We start from the raw sequence: 19,337 nt of genomic DNA, 5'->3' as shown, positions 1-19,337 counted from the left end.
TGTCCGGTACCGTGGGGGGCGGGGGGCGCCCGGGCGGGCATTAGGGCCTTTTACGGCGGGGGTGGGCCCCCCGGGTGGTGGGGGGCCCCCCTCCGCGTTCCTGGTCCCAGCAGGTCAGCTGCCGACGCCGCGGCCGAGCTCCCAGAGCTGGAGGGTGGAGGACGAGTTGAGCGCGTACGCGGTGCCCGTGACGTTGTCGCGTGCGGCGACGTACTGCTTGCCCTGCCACAGCGGGAGGATCGGGACGTCGTCGGCGACGATGTCCTGCATCGTGGTGAGGTCGGAGGAGGCGGCGAGGCGGTCGGCCTCACGGCGGGAGGACGGGATCAGGTTGCTGATGATCCTGTTGTTCTTGTACGGCAGCTTGAGGAAGTTGTCCGTGTCGAGGAAGGGCGCGAGGTAGTTGTCGGCGTCCGGGAAGTCGGGGAACCAGCCCATGCCCCAGACGTCGTAGTTGCCCTTGCGTTCGGCGGGGACGAAGTCGTCCCAGACGGTGCCCTGGATGGTGACGTCGAACAGGCCGCTGTTGTTGAGCTGCGTCTGAAGGATCTTGAATTCCTTCTCGGTGGCCGGGCCGTAGTGGTCGGTCGTGTAGTGCAGCGTCAGCTTGACGGGGGTGTTGATGCCGGCCTTGATCAGCAGGGACTTGGCCTTGGCGGTGCTGGGGTCGCCGTACTTGTTGAAGAACGAGTTGGAGTGGCCGGTGATGCTCGCCGGGACCAGCGAGTAGAGCGGCTCGGCCTGGGTGCCGTACACCTTGGAGACGAGTTCGCCGCGGTTGATCAGCTGGGCCATGGCCTGGCGGACGGCCTTGTTCTTGACCGACGGGGCGTTGGTGTTGAAGGCCAGGTAGCGGATCTCGAGGCCGGACATCTCGACCAGGTCCTCGTTGTTGTTGCTGCTCGCGGAGAGCTTCTGGATCTGCTCCGGCGACATGGTGCGGGTCATGACGTCGATGGAGCCCTTGTCGAGGGCGGCTCCCATGGCGTCGGCGTCCTTGTAGGACACCATGTCGACCTTGGAGTTGTTCACCTTCAGCGTCCCCTTGTAGTTGGGGTTCTTGGTGAAGGTGGCCTTGACGATCGCGTTGTCCTTGACGTCGGCCGACAGGGTGTACGGGCCGGAGCCGTCGACGTCGAAGCCGTCGCGGAGCTTGTCCTTCGGGTAGTTCTTCGGGCTGATGATGCCCGCGACGGGCGTCGACAGCTTGTACGGGAAGGTCGCGTCGGCGGTGTTGAGGTGGAAGATGACCTGGTTGTCGCCCTGCGTCTCGACGGTCTGGATGGTGTTGAGGAGGGCGGAGACGCCGGAGTCGGCCTTGATGGCGCGGGCGCGGTCGATGGAGTACTTCACGTCGGCCGCGGTGATCTTGTCGCCGTTGGCGAACTTGAGGCCGTCGCGGAGGGTGCAGGCGTAGCGCTCGTTGCCGCTGTCGGTGAAGCCGCACTTCTGGGCGGCCTCGGGCACCGGGTCGCCCTCGCCCTTCGGCTGGATCATCAGGGTCTGCACGGTCTGGCGCAGGATGTTCCAGGTGCCGACGTCGTACGCGTACGCCGGGTCCAGCGGCGCGGGCGCGGCCTTGGTCACGGTGAACCGGTCCGTGGTGCCCACGACGATGGCGTTGCCGCCGCCACTGCCGCTGCCGGACCCTCCGCAGGCGGCGAGCACGGGCGCCAGCACGCCGACCACGGCCGGAAGCACCAAAGTCTTGCGGTTCATGCTCGTGTTTCTCCAGAGCTGTTCAGGTCCGTGTAACCGGCATGCAGGGGTGTCGCGGCGGCACACGGGGGGTAGGGGCGTTGGTTCTCGCGACGAGATTAGTCCGCACCTGCACGGGGGCCGATGGTCATGGGAGTTGAAATGTCATCACGCAGTGGAACTGCGCGTGGACAGACTGAAAACCCTGCGGGGGAAGGATTAGTGCAGCATCCCATCAATCGGGACACAAGGGCACGCCGGAGCGTTCGAAATGGCGTCGGCCAGCACACGTGTCCCCACCTGTCGACCCTCGTGCAAGTGGGGAACCTCACATATCCAACGGCCGGTAACAGTACTGGAATTCGGCCATCGGCCCGGCCGTGAATTCCATTCCGTCATCAGTCGGTGATCAATCCGCGCAGAAATGCGAGATCGACCTCTTCGAGGGAGGTCACGACGGTGCGCCGGACGGCGGGGGCGATGGGGGCCACGGACGGGACGACCACGACGTGGCAGCCCGCGGCCTCGGCGGCGGCCACGCCGGTCGCGGTGTCCTCGACGACGGCGCATCTGGCCGGATCCACGCCCAGTCCGGCGGCCGCGGTCAGGTACGGGTCGGGGTGCGGCTTGGTGTGCGGGACCTCGTCGCCGGCGACCGACAGGGCGAAGTGCCGGCGGCCGAGCGAGGTCAGCACCCGGTCGATGATGCGTCGGTGGGAGGCGGAGACCAGGGCGGTCGGGACCTCGTACTCGGAGAGTTCGGCGAGCAGTCTGGCGGCGCCCGGCATCAGCGGCAGGGCCCTCTCGATGCGCTGTTCGAAGCCCTCGTTGAGCAGCAGGGTGAGTTCGGGGAGGGTGATGGCGGCGCCGGTGGCCTCGATCAGGAACCCCGCGCTGCGGGTCATGGGGCCGCCGACCACGACATGGCGCCAGGAGTCGTCGAGGGTGTGGCCGAGGCGCGCGAAGACCTCGACCTCGACGTCCCACCAGAAGCCCTCGGTGTCCACCAGGGTGCCGTCCATGTCGAGGAGCACGGCCTGCAGGGCTGAGCCTTCGGCCGTACGGGTTCCGAGCGCGGGGACCGTGCTGGTCATCCTGGCGCACCTCCTTGAGGGACGGTCAGGCCGGTTCCCGCTGGGGAACCGGCCTGCAGTGGACCGACCAGTGTACGTCGCTCGCGGCTCACGCGCCTCGTTTAACCGGCGTGCTCCTGGGCACACCGTCACTACCGTCGGGGGCCGCCTTGACGTGCGCCGACGTGCCCCCGGACGGGTCTTTCGCGGTGCCTGTCAGCGGGCGTTGAAGTACTTCGCCTCGGGGTGGTGGATCACGATCGCGTCGGTGGACTGCTCGGGGTGCAGCTGGAACTCCTCGGAGAGCTGGACGCCGATGCGCTCCGGCTCGAGCAGGTCGGCGATCTTGGCGCGGTCCTCGAGGTTCGGGCACGCTCCGTAGCCGAGTGAGAACCGGGCGCCGCGGTACTTCAGGGCGAACATGTCTTCGATGTCGCCGGGGTCCTCCCCGGCGAAGCCCAGCTCCGAACGCACGCGCGCGTGCCAGTACTCGGCGAGCGCCTCCGCCAACTGGACGGACAGGCCGTGCAGTTCGAGGTAGTCGCGGTAGGCGTTGGCCTCGAACATGCGGGCCGTCTCCTCGCCGATGCGCGAGCCGACGGTGACGACCTGGAGGCCGACCACGTCGGTCTCCCCCGCCTCCTGCGGGCGGAAGAAGTCCGCGAGGCACAACCGACGGCCGCGGCGCTGGCGCGGGAAGGTGAAGCGGGTGCGTTCGTTGCCGTGCTCGTCCAGGATGATCAGGTCGTCGTCCTTGGACACGCACGGGAAGTAGCCGTAGACCACGGCCGCTTCGAGGAGGTTCTCGGTCTGCAGGCGGTCCAGCAGACCGCGCAGCCGGGGCCGGCCGTCGGTCTCGACGAGTTCCTCGTAGGAGGGTCCCTCGCCGGTGCGGGCCTGCTTGAGACCCCACTGGCCCTTGAACAGGGCGCCCTCGTCGAGCCAGCTGGCGTACTCCTTGAGCTGGATGCCCTTGATGACGCGGGTGCCCCAGAACGGCGGCGTGGGGATCGGGTTGTCGGTGGCGACGTCGGAACGGACGTTGCCCTCCTCGGGGCGTTCGTCCACCTCGACGGCTGAAGCCGCCCGCACCCGGCGCTGCTTGAGCTCGGGCAGCTGGGCGCCGGGCACGCCGCGCTTGACGCCGATCAGCGCGTCCATCAGGCGCAGTCCCTCGAACGCGTCGCGGGCGTAGCGGACTTCGCCCTCGTAGATCTCGTGCAGGTCCTGTTCGACGTAGGCCCGGGTGAGGGCGGCTCCGCCGAGGATGACCGGGTAGTCGGCGGCCAGGCCGCGCTGGTTGAGCTCCTCCAGGTTCTCTTTCATGATCACCGTGGACTTGACCAGCAGGCCAGACATGCCGATGACGTCCGCGCGGTGTTCCTCGGCGGCCTCGAGGATGGCCGAGACGGGCTGCTTGATGCCGAGGTTGACCACGGTGTAGCCGTTGTTGGACAGGATGATGTCGACGAGGTTCTTGCCGATGTCGTGCACGTCCCCGCGGACCGTGGCCAGCACGATGGTGCCCTTGCCGGCCTCCTCGCCCTCGACCTTCTCCATGTGGGGCTCGAGATGGGCGACGGCGGTCTTCATGACCTCGGCGGACTGCAGGACGAACGGCAGCTGCATCTGGCCGGAGCCGAAGAGTTCACCGACGACCTTCATGCCGTCCAGGAGGGTGTCGTTGACGATGTCGAGAGCGGGGCGGTCCTGGAGGGCGGCGTCGAGGTCGGCCTCCAGTCCGTTGCGCTCGCCGTCGATGATGCGCCGCTTGAGGCGCTCCTCCAGGGGGAGGGCGGCCAGTTCCTCGGCCTTGCCGGCCTTGAGGGACTTGGCGGTGGCGCCCTCGAACAGCTGCATGAGCTTCTGCAGCGGGTCGTAGCCCTCGGCGCGGCGGTCGTAGATCAGGTCGAGGGCGGTCTGGACCTCTTCCTCGCTGAAGCGGGCGATGGGCAGGATCTTCGAGGCGTGCACGATCGCCGAGTCCAGGCCCGCCTTGACGCACTCGTCGAGGAAGACGGAGTTGAGCAGGATACGGGCGGCCGGGTTGAGACCGAAGGAGATGTTCGACAGGCCGAGGGTGGTCTGCACGTCGGGGTGGCGGCGCTTGAGCTCGCGGATCGCCTCGATGGTGGCCAGGCCGTCCTTGCGGGACTCCTCCTGGCCGGTGCAGATGGTGAAGGTCAGGGTGTCGATGAGGATGTCCGACTCGTGGATGCCCCAGTTGCCGGTGAGGTCGTCGATGAGCCGTTCGGCGATCTCGACCTTCTTCTCCGGGGTGCGTGCCTGGCCCTCCTCGTCGATGGTCAGCGCGATCAGCGCGGCGCCGTGTTCGCGGGCGAGCTTGGTGACCTTCGCGAAGCGGGACTCCGGGCCGTCGCCGTCCTCGTAGTTGACGGAGTTGATGACTGCGCGGCCGCCGAGCTTCTGCAGGCCGGCCTCGATGACGTCGACCTCGGTGGAGTCCAGCACGATGGGCAGGGTGGAGGCGGTGGCGAACCGGCCGGCCAGCTCCTCCATGTCGGCGACGCCGTTGCGGCCGACGTAGTCCACGCACAGGTCGAGCATGTGGGCGCCCTCGCGGATCTGCTCGCGGGCGATCTCCACGCAGTCGTCCCAGCGGGCCTCGAGCATCGCCTCACGGAACTTCTTCGAGCCGTTGGCGTTGGTGCGCTCGCCGATCGCCAGGTAGGAGGTGTCCTGGCGGAAGGGGACGGTCTGGTAGAGGGAGGCGGCGCCGGGCTCGGGCTGCGGGTTGCGCTCGCCAGGGGCGAGGTCGCGGACTCGCTCGACGACCTGGCGCAGGTGCTCGGGGGTGGTGCCGCAGCAGCCGCCGATGAGCGAGAGGCCGTACTCGCGGACGAAGGTCTCCTGGGCGTCGGCGAGCTCCGGCGCGCCCAGCGGGTAGTGGGCGCCGTCCTTGCCGAGGACGGGCAGGCCGGCGTTCGGCATGCACGACAGGCGGATGCGGGAGTGGCGGGCGAGGTAGCGCAGGTGCTCGCTCATCTCCGCAGGGCCGGTCGCGCAGTTCAGGCCGATCATGTCGATGCCGAGCGGCTCGAGCGCGGTCAGTGCGGCGCCGATCTCGGAGCCGAGCAGCATGGTGCCGGTGGTCTCGACGGTCACGGAGACGATCAGCGGGACCTCGTAGCCGGCGTTGTCCATGGCGCGGCGGGCGGCGATGACGGAGGCCTTGGTCTGCAGGAGGTCCTGGGTGGTCTCCACCAGCAGGGCGTCGGCGCCGCCGGCGAGCAGGCCCTCGGCGTTTTGCTGGTAGGCGTCGCGGATGGCGGTGAAGGTGGTGTGGCCGAGGGTGGGGAGTTTGGTGCCGGGGCCCATGGAGCCCAGCACCCAGCGCTGCCGGCCGTCCCGGGCGGCGTACTCGTCGGCGGTCTCCCGGGCGATGCGGGCGCCGGCCTCGGAGAGTTCGGCGACGCGTTCGGGGATGTCGTACTCGCCCAGGGCGGTGAGGTTGGCGCCGAAGGTGTTGGTCTCGACGCAGTCGACGCCCGCGTCGAAGTAGGCGGAGTGCACCGAGCGGACGATGTCGGGCCGGGTGATGTTGAGGACCTCGTTGCAGCCCTCGAGGTGCTGGAAGTCCTCCAGGGTGGGGTCCTGGGCCTGGAGCATGGTGCCCATCGCTCCGTCGGCGACCACCACGCGGGTGGCGAGGGCCTCACGGAGCGCGGACGCACGGGTCCGGCTGTCGGCGGAAGGGGTCAGTGGCGACGAGGCCATGAAAGGGGCTCCCTTGGAGTGCGACGGCTGTCGGCTTTGCGCGGCCCGTGGAACGCTCCGCGGTGGGCGCACCCCGTCAGGGTAACCGGGTCTCCCCCGGCTTGTTCAGGGCGCCCGTGGAACGGACGAGGATGACGGGCGTGTCACTCGAGGGAGACGAGTGACGCAACAGTTGCCGACGGATGCCGTCCGACCATTGGCGGTGGGTCGTCATCGACCGGTAGTGTTCGACATTGCCGAACAACGGCAGCGACGCCGTGGACAATCGGCTGTCGAAGGGGACGGAGGCAGAACGGCGATGGCACGGAACATCCAGTCGCTCGAACGGGCGGCGGCGATGCTGCGGCTGCTCGCGGGCGGCGAGCGTCGGCTCGGCCTCTCGGACATCGCCTCGTCGCTGGGCCTCGCCAAGGGCACCGCCCACGGCATCCTGCGCACCCTCCAGCAGGAGGGCTTCGTCGAGCAGGACGACGCCTCCGGGCGCTACCAGCTGGGCGCCGAGCTGCTGCGCCTGGGCACCACCTATCTCGACGTGCACGAACTGCGGGCACGCGCGCTGGTGTGGACGGACGACCTGGCGAGGTCGAGCGGCGAAAGCGTCTATCTCGGCGTCCTGCACCAGCAGGGGGTGCTGATCGTGCACCACGTCTTCCGCCCTGACGACAGCCGGCAGGTGCTGGAGATCGGCGCCATGCAGCCCCTGCACTCCACGGCCCTGGGCAAGGTGCTGTCGGCGTACGACCCGGTCGCGCACAGTGAGGCGGTCGAGGCGGACCGCAAGCCGTTCACCGAGCGCACCACGTGTGAACTGGAGGATTTCGAGCACATCCTCGACATCACCCGCGCGCGGGGGTACGCAGCCGACGTCGAGGAGACCTGGGAGGGCGTGGCCTCGGTGGCGGCGCCCATCCACGACCGGCGGCGGATGCCGGTGGGGGCGGTGGGGATCACCGGCGCGGTGGAGCGGTTGTGCCGGGACGACGACCGGGACGCGCTGCGGCCGGAGCTGATCGCGGCCGTGCGGGACTGTGCCCGCGCGGTGTCGCGGGACCTGGGTGCCGGGCGGTTCTGAGGGGTCGCAGCCGGGTGCGGCGGATCGTGGGTCGAGGCCGGGGCGCGGTGGCGCGTCCCGGCCCTTGTTGTTACTCGTCGGTATGCATCTGACCTGCAAGATCGACTGTTCACAGCAATCAATAACGATCGTGTTTTCGACTACAGAACCCTTGACGCGCACGTGACGCCGAAGCGAGACTCCCGTCCATCGGTCGGCATTGTCGAACACCTACCGGCAATAAGCGCTAGAGTGTGACAACGCCACGGGCCGGCATCGCTCTCACCCCGAGAGCAGCTCGAACCTCCGGAGGGACCCGGGGTTCGGTCCCCTGGACGAAGGACAAAGGAGTCGCGGGTGTCCAGCTCCGACATCTTCATCGGCGAGACCATCGGTACCGCCATACTCATCCTGCTCGGCGGAGGCGTCTGCGCCGCCGTGACGCTGAAGGCCTCCAAGGCCCGTAACGCCGGCTGGCTCGCCATCACCTTCGGGTGGGGTTTCGCCGTTCTGACGGCCGTGTACACCTCGGCGCCGCTGTCCGGCGCCCACCTCAACCCGGCCGTGACGCTCGCGCTCGCCATCAAGGACGGCGACTGGAGCAACGTCCCGGTCTACTGGGCCGGCCAGCTGCTCGGCGCCGCGATCGGCGCGACCCTGGTGTGGGTCGCCTACTACGGCCAGTTCCACGCGCACCTGACCGACAAGGAGATCGTCGGCGGTCCGGGGGCGCAGGCCACCGCCGCCAAGGCCGTGGAGGCCCAGGAGAAGGGCGCGGGCCCGGTCCTCGGCATCTTCTCCACCGGCCCGGAGATCCGCGTCGCCTGGCAGAACCTGGCCACCGAGATCATCGGCACGATCGTGCTGGTCCTGGCCGTGCTCACGCAGGGCCTGAACGACAAGGGCAACGGCCTGGGCACCCTGGGCGCCCTGATCACCGCCCTGGTCGTGGTTTCGATCGGCCTGTCGCTCGGCGGCCCGACGGGGTACGCCATCAACCCCGCTCGTGACCTCGGCCCGCGTATCGTGCACGCCCTGCTGCCTCTCCCGAACAAGGGCGGTTCCGACTGGACCTACGCCTGGGTCCCGGTGGTCGGTCCGCTGATCGGCGGTGCCATCGCGGCAGGCATCTACAACGTCGCCTTCGCCTAGAACAAGCAGTCGTAGACCGTCCCTCACTCACGGAACCCCAGGAGCACCCAGTGACCGACGCGCACACCGCCGGCCCCTTCATCGCCGCCATCGACCAGGGCACGACCTCTTCCCGCTGCATCGTCTTCGACCGCGACGGCCGTATCGTCTCCGTCGACCAGAAGGAGCACGAGCAGATCTTCCCGAAGCCGGGCTGGGTCGAGCACAACGCCAACGAGATCTGGACCAACGTCCAGGAGGTCGTCGCCGGAGCCGTCCAGAAGGCCGGCATCACCCGCGACGACATCAAGGCCATCGGCATCACCAACCAGCGTGAGACCACACTGCTGTGGGACAAGAACACCGGTGAACCCGTCCACAACGCCATCGTCTGGCAGGACACCCGCACCGACGCCCTGTGCAAGGAACTCGGCCGCAACGTCGGCCAGGACCGCTTCCGCCGCGAGACCGGCCTGCCGCTGGCCTCCTACTTCGCCGGCCCCAAGGCCCGCTGGCTGCTCGACAACGTCGAGGGGCTGCGCGAGCGCGCCGAGCGCGGCGACATCCTCTTCGGCACCATGGACACCTGGGTCATCTGGAACCTGACCGGTGGTGTCGACGGCGGCAAGCACTACACCGACGTCACCAACGCCTCCCGCACCCTTCTCATGAACCTCCACACCCTGGAGTGGGACGAGAAGATCGCCGAGTCCATCGGCGTCCCGCTGGCGATGCTGCCCGAGATCCGCTCCTCCGCCGAGGTCTACGGCGAGATCAAGGGCGGCAAGCTGGGCGACCTGCTCGGCGGCATCCCGGTCGCCTCCGCGCTCGGCGACCAGCAGGCGGCCCTGTTCGGCCAGACCTGCTTCTCCGAGGGCGAGGCCAAGTCCACGTACGGCACCGGCACCTTCATGCTGATGAACACCGGTGAGAAGATCATCAACTCCTACTCGGGCCTGCTGACCACGGTCGGCTACCGGATCGGCGACGACAAGCCGGTCTACGCCCTGGAGGGCTCGATCGCCGTCACCGGTTCGCTGGTGCAGTGGATGCGCGACCAGATGGGCCTCATCTCCACCGCCGCCGAGATCGAGACGCTCGCGCTGTCCGTCGAGGACAACGGCGGCGCCTACTTCGTGCCGGCCTTCTCCGGTCTGTTCGCCCCGTACTGGCGCTCCGACGCCCGCGGTGTGATCGCCGGCCTGACCCGGTACGTCACCAAGGCGCACCTGGCGCGTGCCGTCCTGGAGGCCACCGCCTGGCAGACCCGGGAGATCACCGACGCCATGACCAAGGACTCGGGCGTCGAGCTCGCGGCCCTCAAGGTCGACGGCGGCATGACCTCCAACAACCTGCTGATGCAGACCCTCTCGGACTTCCTGGACGCGCCCGTGGTGCGCCCGATGGTCGCCGAGACCACCTGCCTCGGCGCCGCCTACGCCGCCGGTCTCGCCGTCGGCTTCTGGACCAGCACCGACGACCTGCGCGCCAACTGGCGCCGGGCCGCCGAGTGGACCCCCCGCATGGACGCGGACGCCCGCGACCGTGAGTACAAGAGCTGGCTCAAGGCCGTCGAGCGGACGATGGGCTGGCTCGAGGACGACGAGAGCTGACGAGGGCTCCATACGGCTCTCACCGGCTCTGATGAGGAGTAAGAACCCGAAATGACCAGTCAGTCCACCCTCCAGTCCGTGCCTGCCCTGGGGACGCACCCGGCCGCCGGCTCCAACCCGAGCCGCGCCGAGACCCGGGAGCAGCTCGCCAGGGCGTCGTACGACCTTCTCGTCATCGGCGGCGGCATCCTGGGCATCTCCACCGCCTGGCACGCCGCGCAGTCCGGCCTGAGGGTGGCTCTGGTCGACGCCGGCGACTTCGCCGGCGCCACCTCCTCCGCCTCCTCCAAGCTGCTCCACGGCGGTCTGCGCTACCTGCAGACCGGCGCGGTGAAGCTGGTGGCGGAGAACCACTTCGAGCGCCGTGCGGTCTCCCGCCAGGTGGCCCCCCACCTGGCGAACCCGCTCACGTTCTACCTCCCCGTGTACAAGGGCGGGCCGCACGGCGCTGCGAAGCTCGGGGCGGGCGTCTTCGCCTACTCCGCGCTCTCCGCGTTCGGTGACGGCGTGGGCCACCTGCTCTCCCCCGCGAAGGCGGCGCAGGACGTGCCCGAGCTGCGCACCGAGAACCTCAAGGCCGTGGCCGTCTACGGCGACGACCAGATGAACGACGCGCGCATGGCGCTGATGACGGTCCGCGCGGCCGTCGAGGCGGGTGCCGTGGTCCTCAACCACGCCGAGGTGACCGGCCTTAGGTTCACCAAGGGACGGGTGACGGGCGCGGACCTGAAGGACCGTACGACGGGTGACGAGTTCGGTGTCAACGCCCGTCTGGTGCTGAACGCGACCGGCCCCTGGGTCGACCACCTGCGCCGTATGGAGGACCCGGATGCCGCGCCGTCGATCCGTCTGTCGAAGGGCGCGCACCTGGTCCTGAAGCGGACCTCCCCCTGGAAGGCCGCGCTCGCCACCCCGATCGACAAGTACCGCATCACCTTCGCCCTCCCCTGGGAGGACATGCTGCTTCTGGGCACGACCGACGAGGAGTTCGAGGGCGACCCGGCGGACGTGTCGGTCACCGAGAAGGACATAGCCCAGATCCTGGACGAGGCCGCGTTCTCCGTCCGGGACCAGCAGCTCAGCCGTGATCTGATCACCTACTCCTTCGCGGGTCTGCGGGTGCTGCCGGGCGGCCCCGGCGACACGGCGAAGGCCAAGCGCGAGACCGTCGTCACCGAGGGCCGGGGCGGCATGCTCTCCGTCGCGGGCGGCAAGTGGACGACGTTCCGGCACATCGGCCGCACCGTGATGAAGAAGCTGGAGGCCCTGCCGGGCGCTCCGCTGGGCGACGACTTCGAGCCCATCTCCTCCCTGCCGAGGAAGCTGCCGCTGCCGGGGGTCGCCAACCCGCGCGCGGTCGCGCACCGGCTGCTGGTCGACAACCCGGCGCCGGGGCCGCGGATGGCCGCCGACACGGCGAAGCACCTGGCCACGCACTACGGTTCGCTGGCGTTCGACATCGCGCGGCTGGCCAACGAGAACCCGGAGCTGGGCGAGCGGGTCCACCCCGACGCCCCGGAGATCTGGGCGCAGGTCGTCTACGCCCGGGACCACGAGTGGGCCGAGACGGCGGACGACGTGCTGCGCCGCCGTACGACGCTGACGATCCGGGGCCTTGCGAGTGACGACGTCCGCGCGAAGGTCCAGGACCTGCTCGACAAGAAGTAGGCCCGGCGCCCACCAGGGGCGGCTCCGCGCCGACGGAGCCGCCCCTTTCGCCTGCGCGGGCACCATAATGAGCTGAGACATCGGACGTCTCTTACACGATGGGGCGACAGGGAGGCCGGGCATGGCAGTCACCGATGAGGCGATCGAGAAGATCAAGGGCATGATCGTCTCCGGCGCGCTGCGCCCGGGCGACCGGCTGCCCAAGGAGAGCGAGCTCGCCTCCGAGCTGGGCCTGTCCCGCAACTCCCTGCGTGAGGCGGTGCGCGCGCTGTCGTTGATCCGGATCCTGGACGTTCGGCAGGGTGACGGCACGTATGTGACGAGCCTGGACCCGCAACTGCTGCTGGAGGCGCTGAGTTTCGTCGTCGACTTCCACCGCGACGACACGGTGCTGGAGTTCCTCGCCGTGCGCCGCATCCTGGAGCCGGCCGCGACCGCGATGGCGGCCTCCCGGATCAGCGAGCAGCAACTGGACGCCCTTTCCGCGCAGTTGGACAAGCTGGGCGAGGCCCCGTCGGTGGAGGAGCTGGTCGCCTGCGACCTGGACTTCCACCGGGGCATCGTGCAGGGCTCGGGCAACTCGGTGCTGTGTTCCCTGCTTGACGGCCTGTCCGGGCCCACCACCCGGGCCCGGATCTGGCGCGGGCTGACCCAGGAGGACGCGGTCAGCCGCACCCTGCACGAGCACCGGGCGATCCTGGCGGCCCTGCGCGACCGGGACGCCGAGGCGGCCCGCTCGTGGGCGACCGTGCACATCGCGAGCGTGGAGCAGTGGCTGCGGTCGACGCTCTGAGGAGTGCGGCGCCGGGGTGGCCCGGGGTGGCGATCTTGTGTGTCCGGGGCGCCTGGACGGGGCAGTGATCCGGTCACTCCCCCGTGCAAGGGGGCTGCGGGCGCCCCCGCTGGACGCCGTAAGGTTGGTGGGTCAAGCGAGGGCACGTCGGAAGGAGGCCTGGGTGATCGAGCTCGAGGGGGTTCCCGAGCTGATCGACCCGGTCATGGTGGCCGCGTTCGAGGGCTGGAACGATGCCGGCGACGCCGCCTCCACCGCGGTCGCGCATCTGGACAGGGAGTGGAAGGGCGAGGTCTTCGCGGCGCTGGACGCCGAGGACTACTACGACTTCCAGGTGAACCGCCCCACGGTGTGGATGGACGCGGGGGTGCGCAAGATCACATGGCCGACGACAAGGTTGTCCGTCGTCCGCGTCGGCGGTGAGAAGCCGCGCGATCTCGTACTCGTCCGGGGTATCGAACCGTCCATGCGTTGGCGCTCGTTCTGCAACGAGCTGCTCGGCTTCGCGCACGAGCTGGGCGTGGAACTGGTGGTCGTGCTGGGCGCCCTGCTCGGCGACACCCCGCACACACGTCCGGTCCCGATCAGCGGGACGACGTCCGACCCGGACCTGGCCCAGCGGATGGACCTGGAGGAGACCAAGTACGAGGGCCCCACGGGCATCGTCGGCGTCCTGCAGGAGGCGTGCGCGCACGCCGGTGTGCCGGCGGTGTCGCTGTGGGCGGCGGTGCCGCACTACGTGTCGCAGCCGCCGAACCCGAAGGCGACGCTGGCCCTGCTCAACCGCCTGGAGGACCTGATCGACGTGCGCATCCCGCTGGGCGAGCTGCCCGAGGACGCGCGCGCCTGGCAGGTCGGCGTGGACCAGCTGGCCGCGGAGGACAGCGAGGTCGCCGAGTACGTCCAGACGCTGGAGGAGGCCCGGGACACCGCGGAGCTGCCGGAAGCCTCGGGCGAGGCGATCGCCCGCGAGTTCGAGCGGTATCTGCGGCGCCGGGACGGCCATACGAAACCCCCGACGACGCCCCCGAAACCGGTAGGCGAGGACGACGAGTCGTCCGAGGAGTGAACGACAACGGGCGCTTCCCCCGCGCGGGGGAAGCGCCCGTGTGGTGTGGCCGGTGGGCTACAGGGCCACGCCCAGCAAGGCGTCCACGGCCCGCGACACGACGCCGGGGGCCCCGGTGTCCGTGCCGCCCTCGGTGTCCTGCCTGGCGGCCCAGCGGTCGACCGCGGCGAGCGCGGCCGGCGCGTCCAGGTCGGCCGCGAGGGCCTCCCGGATCTCCTCGACGAGGGCCTCGGCGGGCGGGCCGTCGGGCCGGGAGACGGCGGCGCGCCACCGGCCGAGCCGGGCCACCGCGTCCTCGAGGACCTGGTCGGTCCACTCCCAGTCGGCCCGGTAGTGGTGGGCGAGCAGCGTGAGCCGTATGGCGGCCGGGTCGACGCCGTCCTGGCGCAGGCGGGAGACGAAGACCAGGTTGCCCTTGGACTTGGACATCTTCTCGCCGTCGAGGCCGACCATGCCGGCGTGGACGTACGCCTTGGCCATGGGGAACTCGCCGGTGAGCACCTGGGCGTGGGAGGCGCCCATCTCGTGGTGCGGGAAGGCGAGGTCGGAGCCGCCGCCCTGGACGTCGAAGGTCATGCCGAGGTGGTCGAGGGCGATGGCGACGCACTCGATGTGCCAGCCGGGGCGGCCGGGGCCGAGGGATGCGCCGTCCCAGCTGGGCTCGCCCTCGCGGGCGGCCATCCACAGCATCGGGTCGAGCGGGTTCTTCTTGCCGGGGCGGTCCGGGTCGCCGCCGCGCTCGGCGGACAGCAGCCGCATCGCGGCCGCGTCGAGGTTCGAGACCTTGCCGAAGTGGGGGTCGGAGCCGACGGAGAAGTAGACGTCGCCGTCGAGTTCGTAGGCGGCGCCGGCGTCCCGTAGCCGTTCGACCAGCGGGACGATGCCGGGTATGGCCTCGACGGCGCCGATGTAGTGCTGCGGGGGCAGCATGCGCAGTGCGGTCATGTCCTCGCGGAAGAGGGCGGTCTCCTGCTCGGCGAGGGCGGCCCAGTCGACGTTGTCGCGCTGCGCGCGCTCCAGCAGCGGGTCGTCGATGTCGGTGACGTTCTGGACGTAGTGAACCTGCCGCTTGGTGTCGAGCCACACGCGCTGGACCAGGTCGAACGCGTTGTAGGTCGCCGCGTGACCCATGTGGGTCGCGTCGTACGGGGTGATGCCGCAGACGTAGATGCGGGCGACGGGACCGGGCTGGAGGGTGACCAGTTGGCCGGTCGCGGTGTCGTGGATCCTCAGGTCGCGGCCCTGACCAGGCAGGGCGGGGACCTCGGAAGCGGGCCAGGCATGCATGTCATGAGCCTAACCGGACGGATGTTCCGTATACGAACCGGATCGGGCCGGATGGCCTGATGGGCCCTCTTGTGCGTTGTCCGCCGGTGCGCTTCTACACGGGCGGCCACGGGATGGCCGGCCACTCCCCGCTCGGCTCCGGATGCCTTCCCGTCTCCAGGAGTACGGCGACACGCGCGCGCGTGGCGTCGAGTTCCGCGTCCGTGATCAGCGCGGACAGCCGCGCGGCCAGCGCTCCTTCGGCGCCCAGGGACTCCTGCAGGACCTTGAGGGTGTCGACGGCCTCCGGTGTCAGGGGCTCGCCCGCCCAGCCCCACAGCAGCGTCCTGAGCTTGTTCTCGGTGTTGAACGTCACTCCGTGGTCGATGGCGTACAGGCGGCCGTCGGCGGTGGGCAGCAGATGGCCGCCCTTGCGGTCCGCGTTGTTGATCACGGCGTCGAGGACCGCGAGCCGGCGCAGCCGCTCGTCGTCGGCGTGCACCAGCAAAGCCGTCTTCCCTTCGCCGACCTCGGCGAGGCCGATCGCCTTCCAGCCCGGTTCGGGCTCCTCGGCGTCGATCAGGGCGAGCAGTTCGGCCTCGGGGGTCACCTCCACCCACAGCTGCACCATGCCCTCGCCGTAGGGTCCCTCGCGCAGCACGGTGGGCGGGACGAGTCCCCAGCCGGTCGCCTCGGAGACGGCGTGGGCGGCGACCTCCCGCTGGGCGAGGGTGCCGTCGGGGAAGTCCCACAGGGGCCGCTCGCCGGCCACCGGCTTGTAGACGCAGGCCGCCTCGCGGCCCTCGTGCGTGATGGTGCAGTACAGGGCCGCGTTGGACGCCTCGCGGATCCGGCCGCGCACCGTGAGCTCGCCGTGCGTGAGGAGGCCGGTGAGGGGCTCGTCGGTCGTCACGCCCCGCGGCGGTATCCGTTCTGGCGCGGACATACGTGTCCTTCCGGGTCGAGCGGGAGGCTGCACAGCGGGCACGGCGGCCGCCCGGCGTTGACGACGTCCAGGGCACGCTTGGCGAAGGCTCTCGCCTGCGCGCCGGTCAGCCGGACCCGCAGCATCGGGGGCCCGTTCTCCTCGTCCTGCAGCAGGCGCTCCTCGGCCTCTGCGAGGTCCTCCTCGGACTCGGCCTCGAGTTCGACGAGGGCCTGCGCCTCGACGATCATGCGCTGTTCCTCGCCGTCCCAGGCCAGCGCCATGGTGCCGACGCGGAACTCCTCCTCGACGGGGGTGTCGAGGGGTTCGGTGTCGGAGATCTCGGTGGGCGCCACGGCCGGTACGGCGGCGTTGCCGCCGCTGCGCCGCACCACCTCGTCGAGGAGTTCGTCCATGCGCTCGGCGAGGGCGGCGACCTGGGTCTTCTCCAGGGCCACGCTGGTCACCCGGGAGCCTGCGGTGGCCTGGAGGAAGAACGTACGGCGTCCGGGCAGCCCGACCGTACCGGCCACGAAGCGGTCCGGGGGGTCGTAGAGGAACACCTGACGGGACACGTCCTGTCTCCTGGGATCGTGGATCGACTTCTGACCGGGGGCCGCACGGACCGCTTGTCCGCGGACGGGCACGGCGCTACTGCGACCGCTTCACCCTACTGCGCCCGACGATCACGGTGCGCCCGCACCGCCCCCGACGGTGGCGTCGCCGGCGGGGGGTTCCTCGCGGGGCGCCAGGGACGCGAAGTCCCCGGTGTCGCCGAGGCGTACGAGAAACGGCCTCAGGGGGGTGTAACGGATCGCGGTGATGGAACACGGTTCAACGGAAATCCTCTGGAAGAGGTCGAGATGAAGTCCGAGTGCGTCCGCGACGAGCGACTTGATGATGTCGCCGTGCGAGCACATCAGGTAGACGGCGTCGGCGCCGTGGTCGCGCTCCACGCGCGCGTTCCACTCGCGCACGGCCTCGGCGGCGCGGGTCTGCATCGCCCGCATCGACTCGCCGCCGGGGAACGCGGCGGCGCTCGGGTGCGCCTGCACCACCTGCATCAGCGGCTCGTCCTTGAGTTCGGCGAGCTTGCGGCCGGACCAGTCGCCGTAGTGCGCCTCCCCGATCCGCTCCTCGGTGTGGGCGGTGAGCTGGGGGCGGGCGTCGAGGAGCGGGCGGACCGTCTCCTGGCAGCGCTGCAGCGGGCTGCTGACGACCTCGCAGATCGGCAGGCCGTCGAGCCGGCCGGGCAGGGCGGCGGCCTGCGCGGCGCCGCGCTCGTCGAGGGCGACACCGGGCGTCCAGCCGGCGAGCACTCCCTCGGTGTTGGCGGTGGATCGTCCGTGCCGGACCAGGATCAGCGTGGGCATGCGGCCCAGGGTAGGCACACGCCCCCGGGTCGCGGGGCCCTGACGAAAGGGGAACACGCTCTGTGATCGTCGACAGCGCCATATACACCCATGGGGAGCGGACCGAGGGACCGGAGGACCTGTCGGACGCGCTGGCGAAGGCGCGGGGGTCCGGCGGTTTCGTCTGGATCGGCCTGCACGAGCCCTCCCAGGAGGAGTTCGGCCTGGTCAGCGAGGAGTTCGCGCTGCACCCGCTGGCCGTGGAGGACGCCTTGAAGGCGCATCAGCGGCCCAAGCTGGAGGTGTACGACGACTCGCTCTTCCTCGTCCTCAAGCCGGTCGTGTACGAGCCCGACAGCGACCAGGTCTCCACCGGCGAGATCATGGTGTTCCTCGGTGACTCCTTCGTGGTCACCGTCCGCCACGGCGAGGGCGCCCCGCTGAAGGCGGTGCGCGCACGGCTGGAGAACGAGCCCGAACTGCTCGGCAAGGGACCGACGGCGGTGCTGTACGCGATCTCCGACGCCGTCGTGGACCGCTACCTGGACGTGGCGACCGAGCTGCAGACCGACCTGGAGGAGCTGGAGACGGAGGTGTTCTCGCCGGAGGTGGGCAGCTCGCGCAACACCGCGTCGCGGATCTACACCTTCAAGCGGCAGGTCCTGGAGTTCCGCCGGGCGACCGGCCCGCTGACCCTGCCGATGGGCCGGCTCGCGGGGACCGGCCAGTACGGCGCCACCGTGCCGTTCGTCAATGAGAAGGCGCGGCCGTTCTTCCGTGACGTCGGTGACCACCTCGCGCGCGTGAACGAGTCCGTGGAGGGCCTGGACCGGCTGGTCTCGGACGTGCTGTCGGCGCACCTGGCGCAGATGAGCGTCCGGCAGAACGACGACATGCGGAAGATCTCCGCCTGGGCGGCGATGGCCGCGGTGCCCACGATGATCGCGGGCATCTACGGCATGAACTTCGACCACATGCCCGAGCTGCACTGGATGTGGTCGTACCCGGCGGCGCTCCTGGTCATGGCCGCCCTGGAGGTGCTGCTGTACCGGACGTTCAAGCAGCGGGGCTGGCTGTAGTTCAGGCGAACTCGGGGGCAGGGGTGGCCGGTTCGCCCAGGGGGTCGCGGCGTTGCGGCATCGCGAGGCTCACCATGCGGCGCCAGCCGGCCAGGCGCTCGTAGGCGTACACGGCGTGAATCCCGGCCGCGAGCAGCGCGGACCTGGGCCGGGGCCAGCCGAGGAGGCGTCCCATGTGGTCCATGACGGCGAGGCTGACGTCCCGGTGGACGCGGATCTCCGCGAGCGCGCACGTGCGCAGCGCTCGCTGGATCGTGCGACCGTGGCCCGCGCGTGCGAGGCGCAGCAACTCCTCGTGGCAGTAGGCGAGGTGGTCGTCCTCGTCGTTGGAGATCATCTTCACGGCGCGGCCGATGTCGGGGTGGTCGGCGAAGTGCCTGCGCAGCAGCCGCATCTGCTCCGAGGCGCGTTGTTCGGTGACCCTGCTGTGGGCGAGGTAGACGATGATGTCCTGGACGGTCAGCCGTTCGTCCCTGCGGAGCTTCTCGTGCGCGAGACCGATGCCGTGCCGCTCCAGAAGCATGGTGTAGTCGGTCTCGGGCGGGACCGGGACCGGTTCGAGGCCGCGCTTTTTCATCAGGGCGTTGAAGATCCTGCCGTGCTTGTCCTCGTCGGCGCCGTGCCGGGCGATCCTGGGGGCGAGTTCACGTTCGCTCTCCGGCACGAGCGCGGCGATCCGGCCGTTCTCCCAGCCGCCCTGGGACTCGCCGCCGGCCGCGATGGAGCAGAACAGCGCGAAGGACCGGTCGTCGTCGAGGATCTCCTGGAACAGGCTCTTGGCCGAAAGCATCGTGAGGCACCTCTCTGCAGGCTGCGCCGGACTCCGCAGGGTTCCGCAAAGAACGAGTCAAGTGGCGCGGGAGCGGCGCCGCAACAGGTGT

At 70.0% G+C, this 19,337-nt stretch carries 15 protein-coding genes; 7 read left to right on the top strand and 8 right to left on the bottom strand.

Annotated features, from left to right (window positions below; all coding sequences use genetic code 11):
* Window positions 1-114 precede the first annotated feature (114 nt).
* The 3 genes from ACIRVK_RS08180 to metH form a co-directional block, all read right to left on the bottom strand.
* Complete coding sequence (locus ACIRVK_RS08180; protein ID WP_404244616.1) at window positions 115-1,719, bottom strand: ABC transporter substrate-binding protein; 1,605 nt, start codon at window positions 1,717-1,719, stop codon at window positions 115-117.
* A gap of 377 nt (window positions 1,720-2,096) precedes the next feature.
* Window positions 2,097-2,792, bottom strand: coding sequence for an HAD family hydrolase (locus tag ACIRVK_RS08175; protein ID WP_404244615.1), 696 nt, complete (start codon window positions 2,790-2,792; stop codon window positions 2,097-2,099).
* Window positions 2,793-2,987: 195 nt separating this feature from the next.
* Window positions 2,988-6,509 (bottom strand): methionine synthase, encoded by a 3,522-nt coding sequence (gene metH / locus ACIRVK_RS08170; RefSeq protein ID WP_404244614.1) that lies wholly within the window; start codon window positions 6,507-6,509, stop codon window positions 2,988-2,990.
* A gap of 298 nt (window positions 6,510-6,807) precedes the next feature.
* Between metH and ACIRVK_RS08165 the strand changes: the two genes are divergently transcribed.
* The 6 genes from ACIRVK_RS08165 (at window position 6,808) to ACIRVK_RS08140 (ending at window position 13,834) form a co-directional block, all read left to right on the top strand.
* Window positions 6,808-7,581, top strand: coding sequence for an IclR family transcriptional regulator (locus ACIRVK_RS08165; RefSeq protein WP_404244613.1), 774 nt, complete (start codon window positions 6,808-6,810; stop codon window positions 7,579-7,581).
* 336 nt (window positions 7,582-7,917) lie between these two features.
* A complete protein-coding gene (locus ACIRVK_RS08160; RefSeq protein WP_404244612.1) occupies window positions 7,918-8,712 on the top strand; it encodes an MIP/aquaporin family protein in 795 nt (264 codons plus the stop codon).
* A 50-nt stretch (window positions 8,713-8,762) separates the two neighbouring features.
* A complete protein-coding gene (gene glpK, locus ACIRVK_RS08155; protein WP_404244611.1) occupies window positions 8,763-10,304 on the top strand; it encodes a glycerol kinase GlpK in 1,542 nt (513 codons plus the stop codon).
* A 51-nt stretch (window positions 10,305-10,355) separates the two neighbouring features.
* A complete protein-coding gene (locus tag ACIRVK_RS08150) occupies window positions 10,356-11,972 on the top strand; it encodes an FAD-dependent oxidoreductase (protein ID WP_404244610.1) in 1,617 nt (538 codons plus the stop codon).
* Window positions 11,973-12,093: 121 nt separating this feature from the next.
* The gene (locus ACIRVK_RS08145; RefSeq protein ID WP_404244609.1) at window positions 12,094-12,765 is read left to right on the top strand and encodes a FadR/GntR family transcriptional regulator; all 672 of its coding nucleotides are present in this window, start codon (window positions 12,094-12,096) and stop codon (window positions 12,763-12,765) included.
* A 163-nt stretch (window positions 12,766-12,928) separates the two neighbouring features.
* Entirely contained in the window at window positions 12,929-13,834 is a 906-nt protein-coding gene (locus tag ACIRVK_RS08140; protein ID WP_404244608.1) for a PAC2 family protein, read from the top strand.
* Window positions 13,835-13,891: 57 nt separating this feature from the next.
* Here ACIRVK_RS08140 and mshC read toward each other — a convergent pair whose 3' ends face one another.
* The 4 genes from mshC to ACIRVK_RS08120 all read right to left on the bottom strand — a co-directional run bounded on the left by mshC (window position 13,892) and on the right by ACIRVK_RS08120 (window position 17,398).
* Window positions 13,892-15,121, bottom strand: a complete 1,230-nt coding sequence (gene mshC / locus ACIRVK_RS08135; protein WP_404244607.1) for a cysteine--1-D-myo-inosityl 2-amino-2-deoxy-alpha-D-glucopyranoside ligase — start codon at window positions 15,119-15,121, stop codon at window positions 13,892-13,894.
* 94 nt (window positions 15,122-15,215) lie between these two features.
* On the bottom strand, window positions 15,216-16,046 hold the full coding sequence (locus ACIRVK_RS08130; RefSeq protein WP_404244606.1) for an SCO1664 family protein: 831 nt from the start codon (window positions 16,044-16,046) through the stop codon (window positions 15,216-15,218).
* Window positions 16,010-16,600: a DUF3090 domain-containing protein gene (locus ACIRVK_RS08125; protein ID WP_404244605.1), complete on the bottom strand. Its 591-nt coding sequence runs from the start codon at window positions 16,598-16,600 to the stop codon at window positions 16,010-16,012. The genes ACIRVK_RS08130 and ACIRVK_RS08125 overlap by 37 nt, the downstream gene beginning before the upstream one ends.
* Window positions 16,601-16,711: 111 nt before the next feature.
* Window positions 16,712-17,398, bottom strand: coding sequence for a histidine phosphatase family protein (locus ACIRVK_RS08120; RefSeq protein ID WP_404244604.1), 687 nt, complete (start codon window positions 17,396-17,398; stop codon window positions 16,712-16,714).
* A 62-nt stretch (window positions 17,399-17,460) separates the two neighbouring features.
* On the opposite strand from ACIRVK_RS08120, the gene corA reads away from it, so the two are divergent.
* Window positions 17,461-18,456 carry a magnesium/cobalt transporter CorA gene (gene corA, locus ACIRVK_RS08115; protein WP_404244603.1) on the top strand — a complete coding sequence of 332 codons (996 nt, stop codon included), beginning with the start codon at window positions 17,461-17,463 and terminating at the stop codon, window positions 18,454-18,456.
* 1 nt (window position 18,457) lies between these two features.
* Here corA and ACIRVK_RS08110 read toward each other — a convergent pair whose 3' ends face one another.
* Window positions 18,458-19,246 carry a ferritin-like domain-containing protein gene (locus tag ACIRVK_RS08110; protein ID WP_404244602.1) on the bottom strand — a complete coding sequence of 263 codons (789 nt, stop codon included), beginning with the start codon at window positions 19,244-19,246 and terminating at the stop codon, window positions 18,458-18,460.
* Window positions 19,247-19,337 lie beyond the last annotated feature (91 nt).

Source organism: Streptomyces sp. NPDC101152, from assembly GCF_044768275.1.
Lineage (GTDB): Bacteria > Actinomycetota > Actinomycetes > Streptomycetales > Streptomycetaceae > Streptomyces.
This window is presented reverse-complemented; position numbering and strand designations above follow the sequence as displayed.